Genomic DNA, 16,047 nt, shown 5'->3' on the forward strand with positions numbered 1-16,047 from the left:
AATCATGATTAGCTATCAGGGCAAAAACGTTGTAATTATTGGCTTAGGCATCACAGGGCTCTCTTGTGTTGACTATTTTCTTGCTCAAAATGTGATTCCCAAAGTCATTGATACACGTTTAAAGCCACAAGGATTAGAACTATTAGACAGTCGTATTGAATACCATTTAGGTGATCTAAAGCTTGATTGGTTGTTAGATGCTGATTTAATTATCGCAAGTCCTGGTATAGCTTTATCTACGCCACAATTACAGCAAGCGGCAAATCAAGGTGTTGAAATTATAGGCGATATAGAACTTTTCTGCCGCGAGGTTAACAAGCAAGCCAATAAGCAAGTAGTTGCCATTACTGGAGCCAATGGTAAAACAACCGTCACAACATTGGTTGGTGATATTGTTAAATCATCAGGTATTAAGGTTGGTGTTGGCGGTAATATTGGTGAGCCGGCATTATCACTTTTAAAACAAAATGCTGATGTGTATGTGCTTGAACTGTCAAGTTTCCAATTAGAAACAACTTATAGTTTACAAGCAACTGTAGCGACGATTTTAAATATATCCGAAGATCACATGGATCGCTATCCGCTAGGTTTAATGCAATATGCTCAAGCTAAACAACGCATCTATCATAATGCAAAATATTGCGTATTTAATCAAGATGATAAATTAACAATACCCGAGTCTAATGAGCAAAATTGTGTCTCATTTGGGGTAAATAAAGGCGATTACCATTTAGATAATAATTGTGAACACTTAATTGCACAAAACGAAGTGGTTTTATCGACTAAAGAGATGAAACTAATTGGGCGTCATAATTATTTAAATGCGTTGGCTGCGTTGGCTATTAGTGATCGATTAGGTATTCCCAGAGCATCAAGTTTAGCAACCATAGCTACCTTTCAAGGTTTAGCTCACCGATTTGAATTGGTATATGAACAAAATGGTGTGAAATGGATTAATGATTCAAAAGCGACCAATGTTGGAAGCACTGAGGCAGCGTTAAATAGTGTAGTTTGTCAAGGTAAGTTATATTTATTATTAGGTGGTGATGGAAAATCTGCCGATTTTACCCCTTTAATTCCTTACTTACAAAATAACCAGATTGAAGTTTTTTGTTTTGGACGAGACCGTCAGTTACTTGCAAAATTAGCTCCGAGTAAAACTACAATGACAGAAACCATGGCAGATGCAATGCAACTAATCGCTAATAAAGTTAAGGTGGATGATGTGGTATTGCTTTCTCCTGCGTGCGCCAGTTTAGATCAATTTAAAAATTATATTGAGCGCGGTAATCAGTTTGCTCAACTGGCAAAGCAATATGCTCAAAGGAGTGAAAAATGACGTTTTTTTGGATAAAAAAACAGGTAAATCCAAATATACCGTTTGATAATTCATTACTATGGACAGTATTTGGTTTAATGATTTTTGGTTTAATTATGGTGACATCTGCATCGATGTCATTTAGTGAAACTAATCCTTTTTTCTATACCCAGCGTGAATTAATTCAGTTGGCTATGTCCCTGTTTTTAATGTTTGTGACATTGTATATTCCTATGCAGCGCTGGCAACAATTTAGTACCGCTCTTTTAATTGTTGCTATTATTATGTTAGTTATTGTTCTAGGCATAGGCTCTTCAATCAATGGTGCATCGCGTTGGATCCCACTGGGCGTTTTTAATTTCCAACCGGCTGAGTTAGCCAAATTATCTTTATTTATTTTTCTAGCAGCCTATCTTTCACGCAAATCAGATGAAGTGCAAAATCGTTTTTGGGGATTTTTTAAACCCATGGTGGTGATGGCTGTTTTATCAATTCTACTCTTAAAACAACCCGATTTAGGTACCGTGATTGTGCTGTTTATGGTAACCATTGGTATTTTATTTATTGCCGGTGCTCAGTTGTGGCAATTTATCGCTATTTTGTTAACGGGTGTTGGTGCTGTGATATGTTTGATTTTATATGAAGCTTATCGTTTAACCCGTTTATTAACTTTTCTTGATCCTTGGCAAGACGCAACAGGATCGGGTTATCAGTTAGTTGCCTCATTGATGGCCATTGGTAGTGGTGGTATTACCGGTCAAGGAATGGGCAATTCAATTCTTAAATTGGGCTATTTACCCGAATGTCATACAGATTTTATTTTTTCCATTATTTCTGAGGAATATGGTTATATTGGGGTTGTTGCTTTATTGATGTTGTTATTTTTTCTCACATTTAAAGCATTAGCTATTGGATATAGAGCACTTAATGATGGTTCGCAGTTTTCAGGTTATTTAGCTTGTGAAATTGGTATTTGGTTTGGCTTTCAAACTTTCGTTAACATAGGCGTAACATCAGGTATGTTACCAACTAAAGGGTTAACATTACCATTTATTAGCTACGGTGGTTCAAGTCTTATTGTAATGAGCATTGCTGTTGCTATATTACTGCGAATAGACTATGAGTTTAGACAAAAACAAGCACAAGCAAGAATAAGGTCAATAAAGTAATGAAAAAATTATTAGTGATGGCTGGTGGCACAGGCGGTCATGTATTTCCAGGTATTGCCGTTGCACATTATTTGATGAAACAAGGGTGGCAAGTTAGGTGGCTTGGTACGGCAGATAGAATGGAAGCGCATTTAGTTCCTGAAAATGGTATTGATATTGATTTTATCCAAATATCAGGTTTACGCGGAAAAGGGATAAGCGCTTTATTAAAAGCGCCTTATAAAATTGTTAAAGCGGTTTTGCAAGCAAGAAAAATTTTGAAAGCTTATCGTCCTGATGTAGTGCTTGGTATGGGCGGATATGTATCTGGTCCAGGTGGCATTGCAGCTAAAACTTTAGGTATACCTATTGTATTACATGAACAAAATGGTATTGCTGGTTTAACTAACAAATGGTTAGCGAAAATAGCAACTAAGGTGCTTCAAGCTTTTCCTACAGCTTTCCCCCATGCTGAGGTTGTGGGTAATCCGGTTCGCAATGATTTATTACAACTAGCTGATCCTATTGAAAGATTGAAAGATAGACAAGGCCCAATTCGAGTATTAGTAATGGGCGGTAGTCAAGGTGCTAAAGTGATTAATGATATTGTGCCTAAAGTGATAACCAAATTGTCCGATAAATATGTAGTTTGGCATCAAACAGGAAAAGGAATGCTAGATTCAGTTTCTCAGTCTTATCAAGATTGTGATATGACAAACAATAAAATTACTGAGTTTATTTCTGATGTTGCCGAGGCTTATAATTGGGCGGATATTGTCATTTGCCGAAGTGGGGCACTAACAGTGAGTGAAATTGAAGTGGTCGGAATAGGGGCGATTTTCGTGCCATTTATGCATAAAGATCGCCAACAATATTGGAATGCCAAATCTTTAGCTGATATTGGTGCTGCAACCATTATTGAACAACCCGATTTTAATGTTGCGTCGCTTTCTCATTTACTTGAAAATTTAAATCGATCTGAGTTAATAGATATGGCCGTTAAGGCTAAAAGTTTAGCTATTGTGAATTCGACAGAAAGAGTGGCTCAAACCCTGTGTTCAGTAGTAAAATGATTAATTTTTTATATAATGTGATGTAATCATCTTACTTAAGGTGTGTAAGGTTAATAATATCGTTATGTCCTATCAATCATTGAGTTAATTAATAATAAGCATAATAGCATGCTCAATAAAGTTATGACATAACACGTAAATAAAAACAGAATAATTAGGAGTTAGATTGTGAATACGAAGGAATTAGCTGAATTAAGAGCAATTATTCCCGAAATGAAACGTGTCAAACATATCCATTTTGTTGGGATTGGTGGCGCTGGCATGGGAGGAATTGCCGAAGTTTTGGCTAATGAAGGTTATCAAATTAGTGGATCGGACATTGCAGAAAATGCAGTAACACAACATTTAGAGACATTAGGCGCAAAAATTGTTATTGGGCATGCGGCTGAAAATATACTCGGTTCAAGTGTTGTTGTGATATCTTCAGCTATTTCGCAAGATAACATAGAGGTTGTTGCGGCGCGTGAAGCGCGTATTCCTGTTATTCAACGGGCAGAAATGTTAGCCGAACTAATGCGTTTTCGCTATGGTATAGCCATTGCTGGTACACACGGTAAAACCACAACAACAGCCATGGTCACAGCCATCTATGCTGAAGCAAAACTTGACCCTACTTTTGTTAATGGTGGATTGGTTAAAGCAGCAGGTACACATGCGCAACTAGGTAGCAGCCGTTATTTTATTGCCGAAGCAGATGAAAGTGATGCTTCATTCCTTCATTTGCAACCAATGGTATCGATTGTCACCAATATTGAACCTGATCATATGGATACTTATCAAGGTAATGTCGAAAATCTTAAACAGACATTTATCTCATTTTTACGTAATCTTCCTTTTTATGGTTTAGCAATAATGTGTTATGACGATCCATTTAATCGTGATTTATTACCTATTGTAGGGCGTAAAATTATCACTTATGGATTTAGTGAAGAAGCGGATGTCGTCATTAAAAATTATCGTCAGGAACAAGGTATCAGCTATTACACGGTGTGCCGACCAAATCATGAAGATTTACAGATAGAATTAAATGCACCAGGAAAACACAATGCGTTAAATTCAGCTGCTGCAATTATTGCTGCCACAGAAGATGGTATTGACGATGAGTCAATTATTCATGCATTAGCTAAATTTGCGGGCACCAGTAGACGGTTTGATTTATTGGGGGTATTCCCTCATGTCAATGGCAGCGATATTATGATGGTGGATGATTATGGTCATCATCCAAGTGAAGTTAATGCAACAATACAGGCAGCAAGAAATGGTTGGCCCGATCGTCGATTAGTCATGCTATTTCAACCCCACAGATATACTCGAACACGGGATTTATTTGATGATTTTGCGCAAGTTCTTTCTCAAGTCGATGCGCTGGTTATGTTGGATGTTTATTCCGCCGGTGAGCAACCTATTGCGGGAGCGGATAGTCGATCTTTATGTCGTTCGATTCGTAATCGGGGTAAAGTTGATCCGATTTATGTTTCCGATTTAGATCTTCTACCTGAGATTATGCAGGAATTATTGCAAGGTGGTGATTTATTATTAACACAAGGTGCTGGTAGTGTGGGTCGCATTGCTCGACAATTGGCCAGTGCTCAATTATATTCAAAAGAGGTATAATAATCATGAACGATAAAGTAGCTGTATTATATGGTGGTACCTCTGCGGAACGTGAAGTATCGATTAAATCTGGCCGTGCGGTGCTAGCCGGATTATTGGCCAGTGGGATTGATGCTCATCTTATTGATACTAAAGATCATGCAATTACGGATCTAAAACAACAAGGTTTTAATAAAGCTTTCATCATACTGCATGGACGTGGCGGTGAAGATGGTATTGTTCAGGCCATTTTAACTTATCAAAATATTCCTTATACAGGCAGTGATGTGTTGTCATCTGCATTGACAATGGATAAATTAAAAACCAAATTAATTTGGAAAGCAATGGATTTGCCGGTTGCCAATTATGTTATGGTTAATAAAACCCAACCTGTTGATGTTGAGTCTATTGTTAAACAACTTGGTTTACCGCTATTTGTAAAGCCAATTCATGAAGGCTCAAGCGTTGGGATGGCAAGAGTTAATGAAATTTCCGAATTGAAAGATGCTATAGATGTTGCTTTTCAATATGATGATGCGGTGATGGTTGAGTCATTTTTATCTGGACCGGAATTTACAGTAGCAATTGTTGGTGAAGAAGTTTTACCTGCAATTTACATTAAACCCGCTACCAAATTTTACGATTATGATGCAAAGTATCTATCTGACTCAACACAATACTTTTGTCCAAGCGGGTTACCAGAAAATAAAGAACAAGAAATTCGTAAATTGGCGCTTGATGCTTATAAAGCAGTTGGATGTCGAGGATGGGGAAGGGTAGATATTATGTTTGATGATAATCAAAATCCCTATTTACTTGAAGTCAATACTGCTCCAGGTATGACAGATCATAGTTTAGTGCCAATGGCAGCCAAGCAATACGGTTGGTCATTTAGTGAATTAGTTACACGAATTTTAAAACTGGCAACTATATAAATGGCCCTATTTCTATGAAACAAGTTAGGCAAGCAGCACATCGACGAGAAGACAAAAAAAGAAGGCGGCTGCTTATATTTCGTAGTACAGAACAATTAATGGGATTTTTGTTCTTTATTATGATTATTTTAATTAGTGCTTGGATTGTGCAAAGTATTAAAGACTGGATGGATGATCCTGAACAAATGGTATTGTCCCAGTTAACATTGAGCGGAGAACACACTTATACAACGGAAAATGACCTTCGGGAAGCGATTTTAGGTTTAGGTCTACCTAATACTTATATTGGACAAGATGTTGATGATATTCAGCAAGAGGTCATGCGCTTTCCATGGGTTAAGCATGCCAGTGTACGAAAACAGTGGCCGGATCGATTGATTGTTTATGTCGAAGAGTATAAACCGGCATTTTATTGGAATGATTTATTTTTACTTGATGAAAATGGCGTTGTATTTAGTGTACCTTTGGATCGTATTAGCGATTTAAAATTGCCAAGGCTATATGGTCCTGAAGGTAAAGCAAAATCAGTACTCGAAACATACTATAAATTAGATAATTTATCTAAAAAACTGGCTAATAATCAGTTGGCATTAAAGATTGACGCGGCAATATCCGATGAGCGAAATGCTTGGCAACTGATGGTAAAACAATGTATTGCTGGTATATGTGTTGAAGATCAGGAAATAAAATTGGTGTTAGGAAGTGAAAACATCGAAGAGCGTTATCAACTATTTATGAAATTATTTCCTGAAATACAATCAAGAATACCAACAAATGAAAGAATAACGGTCGCTGATTTACGTTATGAAAATGGTATTTCAGTAACAAGAGAAAAAATAGCGCAGTAAGGAATAAATAAAGGCTGAAGTATGAAAGCAACAGAAAAAAAATTGGTTGTAGGACTAGAAGTTGGTACATCAAAAGTACTTGCTCTTGTTGGTGAGGTTCTTCCCGATGGTATCATTAATATCATTGGTGTAGGGCATTGCCCATCAAAAGGCGTTGATAAAGGTGGTGTTAACGATCTAGAATCTGTGGTGAAATCAATCCAACGAGCTGTTGATCAAGCTGAGCTAATGGCAGATTGCCAAATATCTTCGGTTTATTTAAGTCTTTCTGGCAAACATATTCGTTGTCAAAATGAGATTGGTATGGTGCCAATTGCAGATGAGGAAGTGACCGCCGAAGATGTTGAAAATGTGGTGCATACAGCAAAATCAGTCAGAATTTTAGATGAACATCGAATCTTACATGTTATTGCCCAAGAATATTCCATTGATTTACAAGAAGGGATAAAAAATCCGATTGGTTTGTCTGGCGTACGTATGAAAGCTAAAGTGCATTTGGTCACTTGCCATAATGATATGGCCAGAAACATTGTAAAAGCTGTTGAACGTTGTGGTTTAAAAGTTGATCAGCTTATTTTTTCTGGTTTAGCATCGAGTTATGCAGTATTAACTGATGATGAAAAGGAATTAGGCGTCTGTGTTATTGATATGGGCGGCGGCACAATGGATGTGACGGTGTATACGGGTGGTGCTTTACGTCACTCTGTTGTCATTCCTTATGCGGGAAATGTTGTCACTAGCGATATCGCTTATGCTTTTGGTGCACCGCCAATGGATGCTGAAAATATTAAAATTCGCTATGGTTGTGCTGTCGGTTCATTAATCGGTAAAGATGAAGTCATCGATGTACCGAGTGTTGGTGGTAGGCCATCTCGTTCTTTACAAAGACAGACACTTGCAGATGTCATAGAACCTCGTTATTCTGAACTTCTTTCCTTAGTTCAAAAAGAATTACTTTCGCTACAAGAAGAACTCAAAAAACAAAATGTCAAATATCAACTCGCAGCCGGTATTGTATTAACTGGTGGTGCAGCTCAAATTAAAGGTATGGTTGAGTGTGCGGAAAAAGTTTTTCAAAATCAAGTGCGTATAGGTCAACCTTTAAATATTTCGGGTCTAACTGATTATGTACAAAAACCTTATTGTTCAACGACAGTTGGGTTATTACACTATGGGAAACAGAGTTTATTAAATGATGATGGCAAAGATAGTGACAAATCATCATTAAAAGGGATAGCTAAACGTTTGACCGGTTGGTTTAAAAAAGAATTTTAGCTAATATATTTCAAGAACTTCGTGGACATTGTAGACGGTTATCTGTACAATGTTCTAAGATCGTAAAATTGGAGATAAGTTATGTTTGAGCCTATGGTTGCAGATGATGAACCAGCAGCAGTCATTAAAGTTATTGGTGTTGGTGGTGGCGGTGGTAACGCCGTTGAACACATGATTGCTGAACATATTGAAGGTGTAGAATTTTTTGCGGCAAATACAGATGCACAAGCATTAAAAAGAATTAAGGTAGGTCAAACTATCCAAATCGGTACCAATGTAACCAAAGGACTTGGTGCTGGTGCTAATCCTGAAGTGGGTAGAAATTCTGCCGAGGAAGATCGTGAGGTCATTCGTAGTGCTATTGAAGGCGCTGATATGGTATTTATCGCAGCGGGAATGGGCGGTGGAACAGGTACAGGTGCTGCCCCAGTCGTTGCTGAAATCGCTAAAGAATTAGGTATTTTGACCGTTGCTGTAGTGACAAAACCATTTGGTTTTGAAGGTAAAAAGCGTATGGCTTTTGCTGAGCAAGGTATTGCTGAATTAGCCAAGCACGTTGACTCGCTTATTACTATTCCCAATGATAAATTACTAAAAGTATTGGGTAGAGGCGTTAAATTATTAGATGCTTTTGCGGCGGCAAATGGTGTGTTAAAAGGTGCGGTACAAGGTATTGCAGAATTAATTACTAAACCTGGCCATATCAACGTGGACTTTGCCGACGTTAGAACAGTGATGTCAGAAATGGGATATGCCATGATGGGATCAGGTCGCGCAAGTGGTGATAATAGAGCCGAAGAAGCTGCTGAAATGGCTATTTCTAGCCCATTATTAGAAGATATTGATTTATCTGGTGCGCGCGGCGTCTTAGTTAATGTTACAGCCGGTTTAGATCTTGGCTTAGAAGAATTTGAAACAGTGGGTAGTACAGTTAGAGCATTTGCTTCTGATAATGCAACTGTTGTTGTCGGGACAACTTTTGATCCTGATATGTCAGATGAAATTCGTGTTACTGTTGTTGCAACAGGCATTGGTATGGATAAGCGTCCAGAAGTTAAAATTGCTAAACCAATTTCACAAAACTCACTATTTGGTCAAAGCAGTAATTTAGGACATCAAGAAGAGAAATTAGCTAAAGTGGTTAACGAGCAGAGCATTTCTCCTCTGGAAGAAAATAAAATTTTAGATATTCCTGCTTTTATCCGTAAGCAAGCGAATTAATGTTGAACTTATTTGGTTTTTTATTGTCTAATGTCAATAGAAACAAATAGAATAGTAGGTGTAAAGTGAAACAAAGAACATTAAAAAGGACAATACAAGCAACAGGTGTTGGTTTGCATACCGGCAAAAAAGTTACTTTGACGTTACGCCCTGCGCCTGAAAATACAGGTGTTATTTATCGTCGTACTGATTTGAATCCATATGTTGATTTTCCGGTGGATGCAAAATCAGTGCGTGATACTATGCTTTGTACATGCTTAGTGAATGAAGATAACGTTCGTATCTCAACTGTTGAGCATATTAACTCAGCGCTAGCAGGTCTTGGCATCGATAACATTATTATCGAAGTTGATGCACCTGAAATTCCAATTATGGATGGTAGTGCAAGTCCGTTTGTTTACTTACTGCTTGATGCAGGTATTACCGAACAAAATGCACTTAAACGATTTTTACGCGTTAAAGAAACCGTTCGCGTTGAAAATGGTGACAAATGGGCTGAAGTTAGACCTTATAATGGGTTTAGATTAGATTTTACTATCGATTTTCATCATCCGGCAATAGATAGTAGTTCACAACGTTATCAGTTGGACTTTTCGTCTGAATCATTTATTCGTCAAATTAGCCGAGCAAGAACATTTGGTTTTATGCGTGATATCGAAGCATTACAATCAAAAGGTTTATGTTTAGGCGGTAGTTTAGATTGTGCAATTGTGGTTGACGACTATAAAGTCCTTAACGAAGATGGTTTGCGTTTTGAAGATGAATTTGTTCGTCATAAAATGCTTGATACTATCGGTGATTTATATATGTGTGGCCATAATATGATTGGCGAAGTAGTTTGTTATAAATCTGGTCATGCTTTAAATAATCAATTATTACAAGCTTTATTAGCAAAACAAGATGCGTGGGAATATGTCACTTTTACCGAAGAGCAAACTGTTCCACTTGCTTTAGGTACGCAGCAACTTGTTTTAGCTTAAAAATTTAAATACATTTATTTATCTAATAAGCGCTTCCATATATTAATGGAAGCGTTTTTTATTTTTAAATCAAAAAGAGTTTTCCATATGAATACTAGTCATTTTTTTGCTCATTTGTCACGATTAAAATTGATTAATCGCTGGCCTTTAATGCGTAATGTGAGAACTGAAAATGTATCTGAACACAGTTTGCAAGTGGCTTTTGTTGCACACGCCTTAGCTATTATTAAAAATAAACGATTTAATGGTAATGTTAATCCTGAAAGAATTGCACTATTAGCTATGTATCATGATGCATCAGAGGTTATCACGGGTGATTTACCCACACCAACAAAATATTACAATCCTCAAATAACGGTTGAATATAAAAAAATTGAAAAAATAGCACAACATAAACTCATTAATATGTTACCCAAAGAGTTACAAGACGATTTTAGATGCCTAATTGATGATGATTTTTATACTGAAGAAGAAAAAAGCATTGTGAAACAAGCTGATGCTTTATGCGCATATCTTAAAACAATTGAAGAGTTAAGTGCGGGTAATAACGAATTTAAACTGGCAAAACAGCGCCTTAAAAAAACTTTATCTGAGCGAAGTAGCCCTGAAATGGATTACTTTTTAGATGTTTTTGTACCGAGTTTTAATCTTTCTTTAGATGAGATCACCGCATAGAGGATTATTGCTATGTCGATTTGATGATGCTCTTTTTTGAAAAAACATTAGAGCATCATCTTTGTCTAGTTAGTTTCAGTGATTAAAAACTAATTTTTGTAAGAGCCGTAATATAATTTGAATTTCTTTTACTCTCACCAAAGTATTGATAATTAATATTTACATCAACTAAATTATATTTATAGGTGATGCCGCTAGCAAAGTTATATTGATTTTTGCTACGGTTGGATGAGTAGGCACGCATTTTAGATAAATTATCAATGCCATTAATAGTGATATCACTATCAAATTCATCATTACTCAAATTAAATGCATAACCGGTTTTTGCGGTTAACAATAATTGACTATCCTGATTTTGCCAAACTAAATAATTTGCTGTTAAATCGACAGGAATCAATAATGATGAATTAGATGATTTATCATATTTAACTAAATCAATACTGTTATAACTGACATTATGTGCGCTATTTTCAGTATACGCATAAGTTAAACCAATCGCAGGTGTTAATGTTAATTGATCAGTACTTTGCCAGTCATAACCAATCGAACCACCAATATTCCACGTATTACTATGGAATTTTTCTTTGATAGTATTGTAATTGTCGTCTGCTTTTAATCGGTTTTTTCCATAAGAGTAGCCGGCGTAAGTTGATGCAATGATATTTGTTGGTGATTTATAAGTAGAATAAAGCTGAATTTGATAATTATCGATATCTGAATCATTGGATGAAGCTGCTTTATTTTTATAATCACCTGACGAATAACCGATTGCCGAGCCTACTAGTAGGTTATCTAGCAACTCTTTGTCATATCCCATCATAAATCCGTTAGAAGAGTATTTATAACCAGAAATACCATCATGGTTATCGGTATTTTCATCATGATGGGTAAGGTTTATCCATAAATTATCATCATTACCAGCTAATTTTTTATTTTGAAAATATTGTCCAACTTGTTTGTCTAAGATTGATTTAGTGTAATTGAAGTTGTTAAGTGCAATTTCAGACAAGTGTAAACCTTGATTATTATTATATAATCCAGCTAAAGCGCGATTAAATTGTAACGTCGTGCCACGATTTTCAATAGCTAAATTACCTCGTCCTATTGCGCTTAATACTGCCCAGTTTAAATCGCCAGCTAACGATTTATCAGAAATCACACTGCCATTGTTAGTCGGATTATAGAATGATTCATACGAAACTTTAGCTACATTTTGTGCAAATCGTTTTGCTACATTTTTTGAATTAGTACCGACTTGTTGATAATAACGGGAAATTTGACGATCAGCAGCAGCTTTTGTTTGAGCGGCATTACTAAAGTCAGTGACATTAGTCGCGTTAACAAATTTTAACTCATTGCCTGTTAATTTGAAGTTCAGATCGCCATAAATGTTTTGAATAAGTGCTTTTGTTTCATTATTTTGAATATTAGCAATTTTCAAAGAATTATTTGCTGATAACACGGTGGCATTGGCTTCAGAAAAGGTATATTTAAATGCGTTCTTTATAAAGTCATCTGTAGCAGAAAATTTTGCTGTTGCATTAACATTGACATTATCACCATTAATTTCATTAATCTGTTTTGTATCAGAAACCCCAAAACTGATAATGCCATCAATATTTAATTGTGATGTTTGGTTATTTTGATCACTAATGAAAAGAGAACCTTTAGATGATTCGATTGTAGCATTTTTACCGATATATACCTGTCCATTTGATGCCAGTTTGACAAAACCATTACCTCGGCTAGCACTTAAAATACCTTGATCAATCACGTTGAAATTACCACCAATGCTGACATCAACAGTTCCCCCTCGCATAATAATCATTTTACCGGTCTTACCTATGGTCACAGAAGACTTATTAATATCGTTATTGGTTGTTTCTAGTACTGTTTTTGCTCCGATGATTTCAATATCACCACCGGTTAAATTAAAGCTACGAGTGATTAACTTAGCTGGTGCTAAAGCGGTACCGGCTAAATGATTATCGCCACTGCGAATATTGGTATCGCCATCTACTTTTACGGTGGTTTTACCTGTCGCATTTACTCCTGTACCCATGACATTACCAGCCAATATCATGAGTCCGCCTCTTTCTTTATCTGCACCTAATTCAACATTAATATCGCCTGTTACATGGACATTAATGTCTTGATTGATAGGGTTAAATGGATAATCTTTATGCAACCCTAAATATTGAGTAAAGAATTTTGTATCAAATTTACCAATCCAAGTATCATTATAAATTTGAAAGTTACCGTTGATATTCATATTGATATCACCTGCAGCAAGTGAAGCTGCTTCACTATCGGTTTTACCACTAAAACCTAAGTGAAATGAACCATCACTATTAACAGTCAAACCGTCAGGAACGCTAATATTAATCGCATTAGTACTATTGTTAGTTATGAAATAACGTTCATTAATTTGGTTAAAAGGTAAAATGACATCAGAGGAAGCGTTATAGTTGTAAGCTTGTGCTTGATTGGCACTAAATACTGTGATTATTAATAAAGAAATTGATTTGAGTTTCATGGTTGATCTAAAAATCCTTTTAAAAATGAGAATAATAAACTATCAATAATAATCAATAATCTTTATTTTTGACAATTAATATTTATTATCAATATGTTAAATAAAAATGATCACAAATTACTTTTGATAAGTATAACGTTTTACAGGCCTACCAATGGATAAATAGGTCAAATAACTTTCAATTTCACCTAGATCTTCTAAATAATCAAGATATTTTTTTAATGATATGCGTGATAATGGTATTAACTCGACAATATCGCTCATCGAAAACTCATGATTATAGTTAATAATAGTTTCACGGACTTTTTTTAATGTTTGGCTATCAATTCCTTTGGGTAATTCTTTATGGTTTATCGGTGGTTTAGCAAAAATACGATCGTCTAATTGATGTTGATTAAGTATTTTTGATGAGGACAATAAACGTACTCGTTCTTGATATGAAATAAGTGCAGTTCTTAAGCGTTCAAAGGTAAATGGTTTGACAATATAATCAATTACGCCCAAACGTAATGCGGTTTGGATATCACTGGTATTACATGCTGCTGTCACCATAATAATATCAATTTGAGGATAACTGATACGAATATGTTGCAACAATTCAAGCCCATTAAGTTTAGGCATAAAGACATCGAGTAAAATGAGATCTACGTGATTGTCATGAATAAAATGTAGTGCTTGTTCGCCATTACTGACATTGGCCATTAAATGAAATCCTGTCATCCTTTGTAGGTATTTTTTATTTAACTCTGCCACCATTGGATCGTCTTCAACAATCAATACATCAACCATTACTCTTTCTCTCTATAAAGTTCACAAAGTGGTAATGATACTTTAAAACAAGCTCCTTTTTTATTAATTGGATCACACAATTGAATATGTCCACCAAGCTCATCAAGGCTAGCCAAAACTAAATAAAGTCCTATACCTCGGTTATCTCCTTTGGTTGAATAGCCTTTGTTGAAAATATATTGTATATCTTGTTGCGCAATACCTTCACCATTATCAATGACTTCAATTTCAAAAATTTCATGGCTTATCAATAAATTAATAATGATCTGTTTATCATCTAAAAATTGAATCGCATCTAATCCATTATCGATGAGATTGCCAAGAATGGTAATTAAACTGTGAGTCACAGAGATATTCGGGATGAGTTTTAATTCACCTTTAACATTTAAAGATAATGATATACCGAGCTCTCGAGCTCGACTAAATTTGCTATTTAAAAATCCCGCAATAATGGGGTCTTTTATCGTTTGACTAATTAGCTTAGATTCAGCTTGTTTGTTACCTATTATTTCTTCAAGATAATCGATTAATTCTTGTTTATTATCATTAAATGCTAACCCATAGATAACATGTAATTTATTATTAAATTCATGAGATTGTGAACGTAATGCATCAGCATAACGATTCACCCCCGTTAGGTTTTCGGCTAATTGGCGTACTTCAGTCATATCCCTAAATGAGGCAATAGCGCCAACGAGTGATTCTTTTACAAATAATGGTGTTCGGTTAGTTAAAATAACAACACCATTGATGTTTTGTTCACAATCATATTCAGGAATACCTGTCATCATGACATCACATAATCGAGTATTAGGAATAATCTTTGCAATTGGATAGCCGATAATATTATCTTTACTATCTGGTAAGCGTAATATTCTTCTCGCTTCATCGTTAATTTGAGTTATCAGCCCTTCACGATTAACAACCACAATCCCTTCTTTGACTGTTCGTATAATTGCATTTCGTTCTTCAAATAAGTGAGCCATCTCTAATGGTTCAAGTCCATATAATATTTTTTTTATGTTTCGAGATAGTAAAGAGGCTAAGATAATGGCGATGATTAATGATGCGGCTAATGATAACCAAATAGGTTGACTGGTTTTAGCTGCTGAATGATTAATTTTTTTTAGCGTTTGTCCAACTAGCACGCCACCAATTTGCTGGTGTGATTGATTAAAAATAGGTCTAAAAGCACGCACTGAATCGCCTAAGGTTCCCTTGGCAATTGATGAATAAGATTCACCTTTTAGTGCTGGTTGCTCATCGCCGCCAACAATAAGTTGCCCAATTTTGTTTTTATCTGGATGGGAAAGGCGTATGCTTTGCATATTAAAAATAACCACAAAATCGACTTGAGTCATTATCCGTGCTTGTTCAGCAATAGTTTGAATGGATGCTAGATTTTCTGGTGTTGGAACTTGCATTTTATTGATAATATCATCGGAGGTTGAGATGATATTAGCAATATTTTCAACCCCTTGACGTGAATGCATTAAATATTCGTCATTAACAACATGTACAATATAAATATTTTGGGCAATAACCGATAGTATAAATACCAAACAAATTAAGCTAATTAATTTAATTTTTAGTGTTAATCGATTAAAAAGATACTTCATATTCATCATTCATGTTAAATCACTAATAGTCTGATTA

13 protein-coding genes are annotated in these 16,047 nt (G+C 35.7%); 10 read left to right on the forward strand and 3 right to left on the reverse strand.

Annotated features, from left to right (window positions below; translation table 11 throughout):
* Positions 1-4: 4 nt before the first annotated feature.
* The 10 genes from murD (at position 5) to yfbR (ending at position 11,066) form a co-directional block, all read left to right on the forward strand.
* Positions 5-1,339, forward strand: a complete 1,335-nt coding sequence (murD, locus tag A9G03_RS03455) for a UDP-N-acetylmuramoyl-L-alanine--D-glutamate ligase (protein ID WP_065798415.1) — start codon at positions 5-7, stop codon at positions 1,337-1,339.
* Positions 1,336-2,487 (forward strand): cell division protein FtsW, encoded by a 1,152-nt coding sequence (gene ftsW, locus A9G03_RS03460; RefSeq protein ID WP_065633876.1) that lies wholly within the window; start codon positions 1,336-1,338, stop codon positions 2,485-2,487. Before murD ends, ftsW begins: the two co-directional genes overlap by 4 nt.
* Positions 2,487-3,539 carry an undecaprenyldiphospho-muramoylpentapeptide beta-N-acetylglucosaminyltransferase gene (murG, locus tag A9G03_RS03465; RefSeq protein ID WP_065798416.1) on the forward strand — a complete coding sequence of 351 codons (1,053 nt, stop codon included), beginning with the start codon at positions 2,487-2,489 and terminating at the stop codon, positions 3,537-3,539. The genes ftsW and murG overlap by 1 nt, the downstream gene beginning before the upstream one ends.
* A gap of 168 nt (positions 3,540-3,707) precedes the next feature.
* Entirely contained in the window at positions 3,708-5,153 is a 1,446-nt protein-coding gene (gene murC / locus A9G03_RS03470; RefSeq protein WP_065798417.1) for a UDP-N-acetylmuramate--L-alanine ligase, read from the forward strand.
* Positions 5,154-5,158: 5 nt separating this feature from the next.
* Entirely contained in the window at positions 5,159-6,067 is a 909-nt protein-coding gene (locus tag A9G03_RS03475) for a D-alanine--D-alanine ligase (protein ID WP_065633873.1), read from the forward strand.
* 14 nt (positions 6,068-6,081) lie between these two features.
* Positions 6,082-6,915 carry an FtsQ-type POTRA domain-containing protein gene (locus A9G03_RS03480; RefSeq protein ID WP_081297490.1) on the forward strand — a complete coding sequence of 278 codons (834 nt, stop codon included), beginning with the start codon at positions 6,082-6,084 and terminating at the stop codon, positions 6,913-6,915.
* Between the two features lie 21 nt (positions 6,916-6,936).
* Positions 6,937-8,190, forward strand: coding sequence for a cell division protein FtsA (gene ftsA, locus A9G03_RS03485; RefSeq protein ID WP_065633871.1), 1,254 nt, complete (start codon positions 6,937-6,939; stop codon positions 8,188-8,190).
* Positions 8,191-8,283: 93 nt separating this feature from the next.
* Positions 8,284-9,411, forward strand: a complete 1,128-nt coding sequence (ftsZ, locus tag A9G03_RS03490; protein ID WP_416379582.1) for a cell division protein FtsZ — start codon at positions 8,284-8,286, stop codon at positions 9,409-9,411.
* Positions 9,412-9,476: 65 nt separating this feature from the next.
* Positions 9,477-10,391: a UDP-3-O-acyl-N-acetylglucosamine deacetylase gene (gene lpxC, locus A9G03_RS03495; RefSeq protein WP_065633869.1), complete on the forward strand. Its 915-nt coding sequence runs from the start codon at positions 9,477-9,479 to the stop codon at positions 10,389-10,391.
* Positions 10,392-10,478: 87 nt separating this feature from the next.
* Entirely contained in the window at positions 10,479-11,066 is a 588-nt protein-coding gene (gene yfbR / locus A9G03_RS03500) for a 5'-deoxynucleotidase (RefSeq protein ID WP_065798418.1), read from the forward strand.
* 82 nt (positions 11,067-11,148) lie between these two features.
* On the opposite strand, the gene A9G03_RS03505 is transcribed toward yfbR, so the two are convergent.
* The 3 genes from A9G03_RS03505 to dcuS form a co-directional block, all read right to left on the reverse strand.
* Entirely contained in the window at positions 11,149-13,602 is a 2,454-nt protein-coding gene (locus tag A9G03_RS03505; protein ID WP_065798419.1) for an autotransporter family protein, read from the reverse strand.
* Between the two features lie 117 nt (positions 13,603-13,719).
* Complete coding sequence (locus A9G03_RS03510) at positions 13,720-14,391, reverse strand: response regulator (protein ID WP_065633866.1); 672 nt, start codon at positions 14,389-14,391, stop codon at positions 13,720-13,722.
* Positions 14,391-16,010 (reverse strand): DcuS/MalK family sensor histidine kinase, encoded by a 1,620-nt coding sequence (gene dcuS / locus A9G03_RS03515; protein ID WP_065798420.1) that lies wholly within the window; start codon positions 16,008-16,010, stop codon positions 14,391-14,393. Before dcuS ends, A9G03_RS03510 begins: the two co-directional genes overlap by 1 nt.
* Positions 16,011-16,047 lie beyond the last annotated feature (37 nt).

Origin of the sequence: Gilliamella sp. wkB171 (genome assembly GCF_001693755.1) — a bacterium.
Classification (GTDB): Bacteria; Pseudomonadota; Gammaproteobacteria; order Enterobacterales; family Orbaceae; genus Gilliamella; species Gilliamella apicola_F.